The sequence below is a fragment of the Aerococcaceae bacterium DSM 111021 genome, assembly GCA_020112395.1.
Taxonomy (GTDB): Bacteria; Bacillota; Bacilli; order Lactobacillales; family Aerococcaceae; genus Ruoffia.
This window is the reverse complement of record JACCEK010000003.1, coordinates 252,302-264,386: the sequence shown is the minus strand read 5'-3', so window position 1 is coordinate 264,386 and position 12,085 is coordinate 252,302. Positions and strand designations below refer to the sequence as shown.

The window sequence follows — 12,085 nt, the reverse complement described above, 5'->3', positions numbered from 1 at the left end:
TTATCTATTTATGACTTAGCAATTCTAATGCCTCTTCATGCACATTCGGATGTGCAAATAATATTGGTGACCGGGTTAGTATATCTGGTCGACTTCCATCAATTGTAGTTACTTTATATCCCATTGACTCACAGATAGCATATCCTGCAGCAAAATCCCACGGTCGTAATCCGGCCGAAAAATAAAGTGCCGCTTCGCCTCTAATTAAGCCAATGATTTCTATCGCAGCAGATCCATAAGATCTAGCGCCGAGTGAAGCATTTAGTATGGCTTTCATATTATACACGTTGTTGGAGAAAGATTCTACATTTCCGAGCACTAAAGATTGATTTAATTGTGTTATTTCAAGTGGTTCTAAGGGATGATTGTTTAAGTAAACGTCTTCACCGACAATTCCATAGTATAAATCACTATTCATTACATCATATATGTAACCAGCTACTGGCATTCCATCTTCAAAAATACCTATCATTATTCCAAAATGGTTTTTGGCTTTAACAAAGTTTAATGTCCCATCAATGGGATCAATAATCCAAATAGTCCCTTTTGTATCTTCAACATTATCTCCTTGGCCTTCTTCACCAATAACCTTATGTGTAGGATAATATTCACGAATCTTATTGATAAAAAACTGTTCTGTCGCTTTATCCATCTCAGTAACTAAATCACTTGAACTTTTCTTCTCTTCAACTTGTAATTCGCGGTTCAAAGAATATTTGAGTGTCTCTGCAGCTTGTTGCATCCAAACTAAAATACGATGATGTAATTGATAATCCACTTAGGCCCTCCTTTTATCGATATCCATTCTCATAATTTGAGCCTTTTTGTTCAGACTCGTTTCTTTTAACTTTGATCTCATTAATTGAACTGTCCGGTATAGTGAATACCCACTTAATTCTTCAAACTTATTTCCAATTTGCTTTTCTTCGCTCTTACTTGGAACAACTTCTTTAAATCGTTTATATGCTTTTTGATATTCCTCAATATGAATACCTTTTTCATAAGCTAATTCAACTGCATTTAAAAAAGTGATTACAATAACAATCTCGTCATTAGTCCAATCGGTATCAATTGGATAGTTGTAATTTTTCAAATAGTATCTCCTTACTTTAAATGCCTATCATTATTCACTGGCATATATTTTTTTGACAATAGCTAAAACTTCATTGTTAAAGTTACTTTGAATCGCCGTTATTGGTGTTTCATTATTTATAATTAGGCTCGTATAAACTTTTGGCGCTCCTTCAACTGTTATCTTTACTAAGTTAGTTTGATTTCTAATAATAATATCAGTCATAAAACCAGCATAAACGCCTGAATCAATCATAGAATTAATTGTTTGGATTTCATTTGAGTAGCGTACTTTCTTAAACTTTCGGTCTAGATCATTAACCCATTGATTGAATATTGTATTATGTGTATAACCATTCCCTAATGTAATAAAGTCAAGTTCTTCAAGTTCCTCTATTGTAATACTTTTACGATCGGAGAAACTATGGGCTTGGCTCACATAAATTGCAAAGTCATGTTCTTCCATCGGGACTTGAGTTAGCCACTTCTCTTCGAATATTTGCTTGCCACTCGATAATATCGCTAATGACACTTGATTATTACGTATCATCTCAAACATCACTTCAGAACTTTCTTCTTCGATAAAGTTAAGTAGCATACTATATTCAGCCAAATCTGGCAATATCTTAGGTAAGTAATACCCTCCTATAGTAGGTAAGAATCCAAATGACACAGTCTCGGCCTTTGAATTTATGATTTCTTGTTTTGTTCGATCAAGTGTTTGTAGTATTTCATGAGCAGATCTATATAAGATCTCACCTGATTCTGTTAGTTGAACATTTTGAACGGCTCGATTACGTTGAATTAAAGTTGTTTCAAAGTTTTCTTCCAAACGTTTTAAAGCAATAGAAATTGACGGCTGTGAAACATAGAATGCTTCTGCTGTCTTAGTAAAACTTAGACTTTCCGCTAAATGAATAAAATATTTTAAATCTCTAATATTCATAATGACCCCTCACTTAATAAATTATATTTATGCTTGATAAAAAATCGGTATTTATTTTTTTTATAGCTTTGTGTTATCATATGTTTATGAAACGCTTTCATATCAATTGGATTTTGCTCCATATTGATTATATCATAATTGAAAAGGATGACATACATGGATAAGTTAAAACAGTTATTTTGGATCTTATTATTCTCCTTTATTGGAGAAGTAATATCATTAGTCATATCATCATTTGTCGCAATACCTGGTAGTGTGATTGGAATGGTTATTCTGTTCTTAGCTCTACACTTCAATATTTTACCTATTGAAAAAGTAGATGACGTTGGAACATGGCTGACTGATAACATGGCCTTCTTGTTTGTACCAGCTGGTGTTGGTTTAATGACTCAGTTTGAGGTATTAGGTGGTAATGTTTGGTGGCAACTTCTAACTATAATGTTTGTAACAACTGCCCTCATGATGTGGTGTGTGGGTACGATTGTTCAAAAAATGATTAACAAACGTGAAAAAAAGGAGGTTAAGAAATGATGAGTACTTTAGTTGCTACCCCGTTTTTCGGGTTTATGATTTCAATCGGGTTCTTTATATTAGGTAGTTTCCTATATAAACGAATTAAGTTCCCTTTATTTAATCCTTTAGTATTCGCAATTATATGCGTTATTATCTTTTTATTATTAACAGATGTATCGTATGAAACTTATAATGAAGGAGGAAGATATATTGGTATCTGGGTTACTCCGGCAACCGTTGCTTTAGCTATAAAACTTGAAAAGAACTTCAAGTATCTAAAGGAAAGCTATCCAGCTATTTTAACTGGGATAGTAGCCGGTGTTGCATTCCATACCGCATTAATTATAATGTTTAGCTTGCTATTCAGATTTGATTATCCTTTAGCTGCTACGTTCTTACCTAAACCGGTAACTACAGCCATTGCTATTGGTATATCAGAATCTGTTGGTGGACTTGTACCACTTACAGTTGCAATCGTAGTATTCACTGGTGTAGTGGGTGCATTAATTGGACCTGCTTTATTCAAATTCGCTAAGATTACAAACCCAGTTGCTCAAGGGATTGCTTATGGTTCTAGTGCACACGCTATGGGAACATCTAAAGCAATTGAGGTTGGAGAAGTTCAAGGAGCAATGTCTGGTTTAGCTATTGTCGTTACTGGTATTGTTGTTGTTGTCTTCGCACCAATTGGTGCACAAATATTACAATTATTATTTTAATTAAAAAAGGAGAATACATATTATGACTGAAGAAAATAAATATAATGCACCTCAAGAGGTAAAAGAATTAGATATCGTTAATACAATTGAATTAGAAGATTTTGCTAAAGAAATCGTTCCTGCTGGTGGTTTTGACTATATGGCTGGTGGATCTGGTGATGAATTTACATTACGTCGTAACGTTTCTGCATTCAACCAAAAAGGTATTTTACCTCGCGTTGCCGCTGATGTTGAGTTCCCAGATACACAAACAAAGATTTTTGGACATGATTTGAAAGTTCCATTTATCATGGCACCTATCGCAGCACATGGTTTAGCTCATGAGTCAAAAGAAGCTGGTACAGCTAAAGGTATTAGCGAATTTGGTGGAACGATTATGTCAATTAGTGCTTATTCTGGTGCTTCTTTCAAAGAAATTGACGAAGGCTTAAATGGTAACCCTCGTTGGTTCCAAATTTATATGAGTAAAGATGACGAATTAAACAAAAACATCTTAGATGAAGCTAAAGCTGATGGTGCTTCAGCAATTATCTTAACTGCAGACTCAACAGTAAGTGGTAACCGTGATCGTGATACGCATAACAAATTCGTATATCCGTTTGGTATGCCAATTGTATCTCGCTACCTTACAGGTTCAGGTGCTAATATGTCTCTAAATAACATTTACGGTCAATCTAAACAAAAAATTGACTTAAAAGACATCCAATTCATCAAACAATACTCTGGTCTACCAGTATTCTTAAAAGGTGTTCAAACGCCTGAGGATGCTATGGCTGCAATCGCAGTTGGTGTAGATGGTATTTGGATTTCTAACCATGGTGGTCGTCAATTAGACGGAGCTCCTGCTTCATTTGAAGTATTGGAAGAAATTTCTGAAGTAGTTGCTGGTCGTGTACCAATTGTATTCGATAGTGGTATTCGTCGTGGAGAACATATCTTTAAAGCATTAGCTTCTGGTGCTGACATTGTAGCAATCGGTCGCCCTGTTCTATTCAGTTTAGCTTTAGGTGGATGGAAAGGCGTTAAGAGCGTATTCGAATACTTCGAAAAAGATTTAAAACGTGTTATGCAATTAGCTGGTACTCAAACAATTACTGATGTTAAAAATGCTCGTTTAAAAGACTTAAAATAATTAAATGCAAAAAAGAATCCCTAAGACATTGAGTCTAGGGATTCTTTTTTACATTTAATTTTATGACTTTTACATATTCATTATTATTTCGTTAATCGAGATATAATCGCTTCGTGTTGGGGATATTGATTCAAAAGTGTACTTCTTTCAAACAATTCAAAGTCTTCAAATTCAAATCCAGGACTAACCATACAGCCTACTAATGAGTACCCATCTTTTTCTTCAACCGTAGAACCAAATATTGTATCCTTAGGTACAACTGCCTGAAGTACTTCACCCTTTTCTACATCCGTACCTAAAGCGACCTGTTGATACTCTCCTTCCGATGTAATCATATGAATGGTAAGTGGATTTCCATAATGGTAATACCACACCTCATCTGCAGTTAAACGATGAAATCTCGATGGATTAGAATCCGTTAATAAAAAATATATGCTCGTATATAAGGCTCTAGGCAACTGATTCTTTCGATCAATGGTTTCTTCTGACTTTAATACTTGATGAAAATACCCTCCTTCAGGATGAGCTTCCATATTATAGTAATCAATCCATGTTTGCTTTGTTTTCATAATTTACTCCCTTTCAAGGTAGAATAATCGTTCTTCTAAGTATATATTGTTACAATGAATGTATCAATTATGAAAAGGGGCACAGTTAAATGGACATTCAAGCATGGACTAACAATGACTCACTTCTAAAAGCAGATGACACTATTGTAACGAGACATATTCGCGATTTGAGGCGTTTAGCTGATGATAGCATGACTTTACTTGACGAGAAAAAAGAACCCTCGGCACGACGTAATTATACGCTTCTACGAGATATAATAATGCATGAATCACAACAGTTCAAAGATACACCTTCTGAACAAGCTGAAAACTTAACGTTTAACTATATCACAACTATACATAATCTTTCAGACACGCTACCTGAGACACCCAAAACAAGTGAACTTTATGACGTATTAAGCAGAGCATACAAAAAACTTCACCAATTAATTAATTAAAACAATAAAACATCCAGATCTTACTTTCGAAAAAGTAGTTTCTGGATGTTTTTTAGAACTTTTTAGCACCGACGTTAATCTTATTAATTGCTCGACTTAAAGCAATTCGAGCACGACGGTGAGCAACCGTATCATTATTTGATAAGGCGGTTTCTAATTCTGCCTCGGCTTGTTGCTTCTCAATGAGTGCTTTTCCTTCGTCAATATCTCTAGAACGAATCGCATACGTCGCAGTAATTTCAACGACATTATCATGCATTTCGAGAATACCACCATTAATCGCAATATAGTTATCCGCCATCGATTCCTCACGTCGGCTCACTTTAATTGAACCAACAGTTAACGAAGTGATCACTGGAATATGATTGGGAAGTATCGTCATCTCTCCGTCTGTTGTCTTCACTACAACACCTCGTGAGTAGTGAGTATAAATTAATCCTTCAGGAGCATAAATATTAACTTGTAATAGTTCGTGTTTTTTAGCCAATGTTACTTACCTCACTTCCTGAATCGGATTATTTATTTATATTGGGAAACATCAATACCTAATTCTTCTGCTTTATCAATCACTTGATTAATCGCACCCACGTTTCTAAACGCTTCTTCAGGTAGAGAGTCATATTTACCTTCTAAGATACCTTCAAAGCCATCTAACGTTTCCTCAACGGTTACAAATGAACCTGGAACGCCAGTAAACTGTTCAGCCACATGGAAGTTTTGTGATAAGAATAATTGAATACGACGTGCACGTGTCACTGTCACTTTCTCTTCATCACTCAATTCTTCAATACCAAGAATTGCGATAATATCTTGCAATTCATTATATCTTTGCAATGTTTGTTGAACTTGTGTGGCGATATGATAATGTCTATTCCCAACGATATCTTCAGATAAAGCAATCGATGTTGATTCTAATGGGTTCACCGCTGGATAAATACCTTGTGACGTTAACTTACGGTCTAAGTTTGTTGTTGAATCCAGATGGGCGAACGTAGTTGCTGGCGCCGGGTCAGTATAGTCATCCGCTGGCACATATACAGCTTGAATCGATGTAATCGCACCATCAACTGTAGAAGCAATACGTTCTTGCATTGCACCCATTTCACTTGCTAATGTCGGTTGGTAACCTACAGCAGACGGCATACGTCCTAATAGTGCAGATACCTCAGAACCCGCTTGAGTGAAACGATAAATATTATCAACGAATAGTAGTACATCTTGTTTCATTGTATCTCTGAAATATTCTGCCATCGTTAAACCAGTTAATACAGTTCTCATTCTGGCTCCAGGTGGCTCATTCATTTGACCAAACACTAAGGCAGTATTCTTATCAACACCACTCTCAGCCATCTCTTGAATTAAGTCATTCCCTTCACGAGAACGTTCTCCAACACCAGCAAAGACGGAGATCCCGTCCCGTTCTTGTGCGATATTGTGGATTAATTCTTGAATAAGTACTGTCTTACCGACCCCAGCACCACCAAAGAGTCCGACTTTCCCACCTCGTAAATAAGGTGCAAGTAAATCGATAACTTTAATCCCAGTTTCTAACACTTCAAAGTTACTTTCTAAATCTTCATACTTCGGAGCATCATTATAAATACTTTTCAGCTCATAGCCAGTTTCTAATGGACCACGGCGATCGATTGTCTGACCAAGCACATTAAATACTCGTCCTAAAACTTCTTTTCCAACAGGAACTTGGATAGTTGAACCTGTATCAACCACTACCATATCACGACTTAATCCTTCAGTCGCATTCATAGCAATTGTTCTAACAGTTCCTTCACCTAAGTCCAATGATACTTCGACGACTGTTACATCATCACGATTTAAATCCTCTTCGGTTACAGTTTCTTCAGTGACATTTGGAATAATCACTAAAGCATTCTGAATATGAGGGACACCATCGTCTTTAGGAAATCGAACATCGACGACTGGGCCGATAACTTGTTCTACTTTTCCAATTCTCATGTTATCTTGCCTTCTTTCCTTTAATTTTGTGCATTCGCACCACTCGTAATCTCGATGATTTCATTCGTTACGCGTTTTTGTCTTTGTTGATTATAGACATATTGTAAATTCTTAATTAAATCACTTGCATTATCCGTTGCTTGAGTCATTGCTTGCATACGACTTGCTTGCTCTGCTGTTTTTGCATCTAAGATTGTTCCATAAATCATACTTTCTGCATATTGAGAAAGCAGTATATCTAACACATCTGGAACATCAGGTTCAATAGCGTAGTCAACATCTGCTTTTTCTTCAGTTGGAAGATCTGACAAAGGTAATAATTGCTCACAACGAAATTCATTCTGTAATGCGTTAATTGAGTGATTATAAACTAGATATAATTCATCGAAAGTCTCGTTTTTAAATAACTCAACACATTTTTGGATTAAACTTTGAACTTGTGTAAATGTCGGAAAGTCAGGTAAATGATGCAACTCGTGTGCAACATGAAAATTTTCTTTTCGACATAATTTCATAATAGGTTCACCGACAGCCATCACAACGATATCTTCTGCACCTTGATTTCTTTCGTCCAATAATGCTTTAAATTCTTTCAATATCGTTGAGTTGTAACCTCCAGCTAATCCTTTGTCCGAAGTAATCACTAAGTAACCTGATTTCTTAACTGGTCGATTAATCAATAAATCATGAAAATCGACAATACTTGTTAAATCACTATTCGTAACATAACCAGCGTTACTAATATCACCCACTTGGCGCATTAAGTTCGCAACCGTTTGTCTAATTTTTGTTGCATATATTTCATAATTACTTGATATGTTAACAATTCGGTTGTACTTTGTCGTAGATACTAAACTCATTGCTTTAGTAATTTGAGATGTCTTATTGATTGAATCAATTTTCCTTCTAATTTCTTCTAATGCCAATATATATCACCTCGATTAATCTACTGTTTGCATTGTACGGAACATTTCTCCAAAGTTACTTAATAAATTATCTAAATCATCTTGATCAGGTAAATCGCCAGTATTTCTTATAACCTTTAAGACATCAGAGTGAGTCGCTTCGATATAATCATATAATTGCTCTTCATAGAATTTTACTTGTTCAACTGGTATGTTTTCTAAGTAACCATGAGTTAAAGCAAATAACATAATGACTTGATTAGATACTGATATAGGTGAGTGTGATGGCTGTTTTAGTACTTCCACAGTCATCTTACCTTGATCCAATCTTCTTTGTGTAGACTCATCTAAGTCTGCTCCAAATTGAGAGAAGGCTTCTAACTCACGGTAACTCGCTAGATTCACACGTAGCGTTCCAGCCACTTTCTTCATTGCTTTCAATTGCGCTGAACCACCAACACGTGACACTGAAAGTCCCGCATCTATCGCCGGTCTTACCCCTGAAAAGAATAAATTTTGATCTAAGAATATTTGTCCATCAGTGATAGATATAACGTTTGTTGGAATATACGCAGAAATATCTCCCGCTTGAGTTTCAACAATCGGTAAAGCTGTCATCGAGCCGCTTCCCATTTCTTGATTTAACTTAGCGGAACGTTCAAGCAAGCGTGAATGTAAATAGAACACATCTCCAGGATATGCTTCACGTCCTGGTGGTCTTTTAAGTAATAAACTCATCTCACGATAAGCTGCAGCCTGTTTTGATAAATCATCGTAAATAATCAATACGTGACGCCCATTATACATGAACTCTTCACCCATCGCTGTTGCAGCATACGGTGCTAAATATAATAAACTCGACATTGTCGATGCACTAGCAGAAACAACAATCGTATAATCCATCGCTCCATGACGCTCTAATGTTGTCACTAAATTCTTAACGGTTGATTCTTTTTGACCAATTGCTACATAGATACAAATAACATCTTTATTCTTTTGATTAATAATGGCATCAACTGCTAAAGTAGTTTTACCCGTTTTTCTATCACCAATAATTAATTCACGTTGTCCTCGTCCAATTGGAACTAATGTATCAATAGCTTTAATACCTGTTTGTAATGGTTGAGCAACACTTTCTCTGTCCATAATACCGGGTGCTTCTGCTTCAATGGGACGGTTTTTCTTAGTGATAATTTGTCCATTACCATCAATCGGTTCTCCAAGCGGATTCACAACTCTTCCTAATAGTGCTTCTCCCACTGGAACTTGCATCACTTGATTCGTTCGACGAACCAAGTCTCCTTCGTCAATATCAACATACTCACCAAGGATAATAACCCCAATATCTTTTGATTCTAAATTCTGTACCATTCCAATAGTACCGTTAGCGAATTCAATCATTTCACCATTCATCGCATTATCTAATCCAGTTACTCTTGCTATTCCGTCCCCAACAAAGGAGATGATTCCAATTTCTTCAAGGTGATGCGATGCATCAAATTGTTGAATTTGTTGACGTAATCGCATAGCTAATTTTTCAGTTTCCAATTATTTCACCTCTATTTCATATTAATATGTTTGTGTAAATATCCATTTAAATCATTTAGTTTACGTTTTAAACTGTTATCATAAAAATAAGTTCTGCTTTGAACTCTAATGCCTGCTATCATCGAAGGATCCACTCGAAAATCGACTTTACCATTGTCGAATGGAATAACGTGACTAACAGCATCGATAACTTCATTTCGTTCTTCTTCTGTTAATTGTTGAGCACTTGTAATTCTAACTTTCTCATTAGAACGCTGCTCATCATTTTGACTCGCTTCATATTTTGGTTTTCGATCAATAGAAGATGAAGCCAGTTGATGTAATAATTGATCTTCAGTTATAGAAGCGTTTATTTTATCTATTTTCATTAACACTCGCATCCATTTCTAATACTAGCTCTGAGATTAATTGTTGATGATCTTGAGAATTCACTTCTCGTCTCAATACTTGTTCAGCAATCTCGATTGATAATTTCCCAATCTGATCTTCCATAGACTCAAGCATTTGACGACGCTCACGTTGAATTGATTCTTCAGCTTGGTTTCGCATCACTTCAATTTCTTCGTTAGCTTGATCAACTTGTTCCGTTTTCATTTTTGACACTTGCCATTTGGTATCTTGAATTAATTTATTTGCGTCTGTACGAGCTTTAGCTAAAATTTCTCTTGCTTCATCTTTCACTATTTCAGCGTCTTCTTTTGCTAGTTTAGCACCATTGATATTGCTATCAATGATTTCTTCACGTTCTTCCAAAATCTTTGATATTGGATCCCATGCAAATTTTGAAACTATAAATAAGAGAATAACAAAGGAAATAATGGTCATTAAGAAATGACCTACTCCTGTTTGAAGTATTGACTCAAGCATTATAATCACTCCATTTTCTATAGTTTGTCATTACATAAACAGTAACATAAAGGCAATAACAGCAGCCATAATCGGAATTGCCTCAATCATACCTACACCGATAAACATAGTCCCTCTAATTTTACTTTCCATTTCTGGTTGACGAGCCATTGATTCAATAGCCTTTGAAATTACCATACCGTTCCCAATTGCAGATCCTAAAGCAGCGAATGCAATCGCTATAGCAGCACCGATTCCGTTCATAATTATATTTCCCCTTTATTTTTAAATTTGATTTTAATGATTAGTAACAACTTTATGTGATAAGTAAACCATTGATAATGTCACAAAGATATAAGCCTGTAATGCTCCAATAAATAGTGAAAAGCCTTGCCATACCATTTGTAACGGTATTCCAGCTAACCATGTGACAAGTCCAAAACTACTTCCTAATTGAGCAATTAATACTAATAATATTTCACCTGCAAAGATATTTCCGAATAACCTTAATGACAATGTCGCAATTGAAATAAGCTCATCTGCGATTTTGACTGGAAAAACGGCCACATTTGGTGATGCATAGTTCTTTTTAAAGTAACCACCCAAACCAAATTTTTTAATACCAAGAACATGTGATATGAAATTCATAGTTAATGCTAAAGCAATGCAAACGATTGGATCAGCCGTCGGACTTTTCCAATATGAAATCTCATGAGCTTCCACTAAAAATGGTAAACCTAACACATTTGACACGAAAACGAATAGGAATAATGTAAGAGCTAATACAACATAGATAGGTTGTATTTGGTCTCCAAATGATTCCTCGACTATTCCTTTAATAAATGATATTAAATATTCAAATATAGTTTGAGTTCTTTCAGGTTTTTCAACCTTTAGTTTTCTAGTGAAAAATACTGATACAATAAAAACAATAACGAGTGTAGCTATCATTGCAATTAGTGTATTAAAACCTACATGTATACCGAATATATTAACTAATTTTGTCTCACTCAAAAGCGGCCCCTCTTTCTTTTAAAATATTGCGACAAACTTTTTATAGTTTGTATCACATCAAACAATAAGTCGTTAAATATTAATTCAACATTTTTAATTGTACCACCTAAATCAAAGTAATACAAATACTAACTTAACAGTATTTCTAGGTTATATACTTATAGCATTATATTGACCTGGTATATAATTTATATTATACTCTTTGATTTCAACCCTATATTTTGACCGAATATTATCAAAAAAAAAATCATTTTAATTTTTTCGTGATACTATATTTATATAATAAGTAGTTATATTCGCATGAAGTTTGTCAATACAGCACTTAAGTCTAATTTTATATTGAAAAAATACTCTATTTTACTTTGAAAATACAGTCCTACTTTCTTAAACACTATAAAACTTCATTACATT

The 12,085-nt window shown here is 35.0% G+C and carries 16 protein-coding genes; 4 read left to right on the top strand and 12 right to left on the bottom strand.

What is annotated here, in order from left to right; translation table 11 throughout:
• Positions 1 to 4: 4 nt before the first annotated feature.
• Genes HYQ40_11025 through HYQ40_11015 form a run of 3 tightly spaced genes read right to left on the bottom strand, consistent with a single transcriptional unit; the run spans position 5 to position 2,017 of the window.
• A complete protein-coding gene (locus tag HYQ40_11025) occupies positions 5 to 778 on the bottom strand; it encodes an inositol monophosphatase family protein (GenBank protein ID MBZ6528296.1) in 774 nt (257 codons plus the stop codon).
• A complete protein-coding gene (locus HYQ40_11020; protein MBZ6528295.1) occupies positions 779 to 1,093 on the bottom strand; it encodes a UPF0223 family protein in 315 nt (104 codons plus the stop codon).
• A gap of 30 nt (positions 1,094 to 1,123) precedes the next feature.
• Positions 1,124 to 2,017 (bottom strand): LysR family transcriptional regulator, encoded by an 894-nt coding sequence (locus HYQ40_11015; protein ID MBZ6528294.1) that lies wholly within the window; start codon positions 2,015 to 2,017, stop codon positions 1,124 to 1,126.
• A gap of 156 nt (positions 2,018 to 2,173) precedes the next feature.
• Here HYQ40_11015 and HYQ40_11010 point away from each other — a divergent pair, with 156 nt between their 5' ends.
• Genes HYQ40_11010 through HYQ40_11000 form a run of 3 tightly spaced genes read left to right on the top strand, consistent with a single transcriptional unit; the run spans position 2,174 to position 4,381 of the window.
• Positions 2,174 to 2,548 carry a CidA/LrgA family protein gene (locus HYQ40_11010; GenBank protein MBZ6528293.1) on the top strand — a complete coding sequence of 125 codons (375 nt, stop codon included), beginning with the start codon at positions 2,174 to 2,176 and terminating at the stop codon, positions 2,546 to 2,548.
• Positions 2,545 to 3,249, top strand: a complete 705-nt coding sequence (locus tag HYQ40_11005) for an LrgB family protein (protein ID MBZ6528292.1) — start codon at positions 2,545 to 2,547, stop codon at positions 3,247 to 3,249. The genes HYQ40_11010 and HYQ40_11005 overlap by 4 nt, the downstream gene beginning before the upstream one ends.
• Positions 3,250 to 3,271: 22 nt before the next feature.
• Positions 3,272 to 4,381 (top strand): alpha-hydroxy-acid oxidizing protein, encoded by a 1,110-nt coding sequence (locus tag HYQ40_11000; GenBank protein ID MBZ6528291.1) that lies wholly within the window; start codon positions 3,272 to 3,274, stop codon positions 4,379 to 4,381.
• An 83-nt stretch (positions 4,382 to 4,464) separates the two neighbouring features.
• On the opposite strand, the gene HYQ40_10995 is transcribed toward HYQ40_11000, so the two are convergent.
• Positions 4,465 to 4,950, bottom strand: coding sequence for a cupin domain-containing protein (locus tag HYQ40_10995; protein ID MBZ6528290.1), 486 nt, complete (start codon positions 4,948 to 4,950; stop codon positions 4,465 to 4,467).
• Positions 4,951 to 5,039: 89 nt separating this feature from the next.
• On the opposite strand from HYQ40_10995, the gene HYQ40_10990 reads away from it, so the two are divergent.
• Complete coding sequence (locus tag HYQ40_10990; protein ID MBZ6528289.1) at positions 5,040 to 5,387, top strand: hypothetical protein; 348 nt, start codon at positions 5,040 to 5,042, stop codon at positions 5,385 to 5,387.
• 52 nt (positions 5,388 to 5,439) lie between these two features.
• On the opposite strand, the gene atpC is transcribed toward HYQ40_10990, so the two are convergent.
• The 8 genes from atpC to atpB are packed head-to-tail and all read right to left on the bottom strand — an operon-like array spanning position 5,440 to position 11,674.
• Positions 5,440 to 5,874 carry an ATP synthase F1 subunit epsilon gene (atpC, locus tag HYQ40_10985; GenBank protein ID MBZ6528288.1) on the bottom strand — a complete coding sequence of 145 codons (435 nt, stop codon included), beginning with the start codon at positions 5,872 to 5,874 and terminating at the stop codon, positions 5,440 to 5,442.
• Between the two features lie 32 nt (positions 5,875 to 5,906).
• The gene (atpD, locus tag HYQ40_10980; GenBank protein MBZ6528287.1) at positions 5,907 to 7,361 is read right to left on the bottom strand and encodes a F0F1 ATP synthase subunit beta; all 1,455 of its coding nucleotides are present in this window, start codon (positions 7,359 to 7,361) and stop codon (positions 5,907 to 5,909) included.
• 20 nt (positions 7,362 to 7,381) lie between these two features.
• Positions 7,382 to 8,287, bottom strand: a complete 906-nt coding sequence (gene atpG, locus HYQ40_10975) for an ATP synthase F1 subunit gamma (GenBank protein MBZ6528286.1) — start codon at positions 8,285 to 8,287, stop codon at positions 7,382 to 7,384.
• Between the two features lie 15 nt (positions 8,288 to 8,302).
• The gene (locus HYQ40_10970; protein ID MBZ6528285.1) at positions 8,303 to 9,793 is read right to left on the bottom strand and encodes a F0F1 ATP synthase subunit alpha; all 1,491 of its coding nucleotides are present in this window, start codon (positions 9,791 to 9,793) and stop codon (positions 8,303 to 8,305) included.
• A gap of 32 nt (positions 9,794 to 9,825) precedes the next feature.
• On the bottom strand, positions 9,826 to 10,182 hold the full coding sequence (locus HYQ40_10965) for a F0F1 ATP synthase subunit delta (protein ID MBZ6528284.1): 357 nt from the start codon (positions 10,180 to 10,182) through the stop codon (positions 9,826 to 9,828).
• Positions 10,169 to 10,681 (bottom strand): F0F1 ATP synthase subunit B, encoded by a 513-nt coding sequence (gene atpF, locus HYQ40_10960; GenBank protein ID MBZ6528283.1) that lies wholly within the window; start codon positions 10,679 to 10,681, stop codon positions 10,169 to 10,171. The genes HYQ40_10965 and atpF overlap by 14 nt, the downstream gene beginning before the upstream one ends.
• A 30-nt stretch (positions 10,682 to 10,711) precedes the next feature.
• Positions 10,712 to 10,930: an ATP synthase F0 subunit C gene (atpE, locus tag HYQ40_10955; GenBank protein ID MBZ6528282.1), complete on the bottom strand. Its 219-nt coding sequence runs from the start codon at positions 10,928 to 10,930 to the stop codon at positions 10,712 to 10,714.
• A 27-nt stretch (positions 10,931 to 10,957) separates the two neighbouring features.
• Entirely contained in the window at positions 10,958 to 11,674 is a 717-nt protein-coding gene (gene atpB / locus HYQ40_10950) for a F0F1 ATP synthase subunit A (protein ID MBZ6528281.1), read from the bottom strand.
• Positions 11,675 to 12,085: the final 411 nt, after the last annotated feature.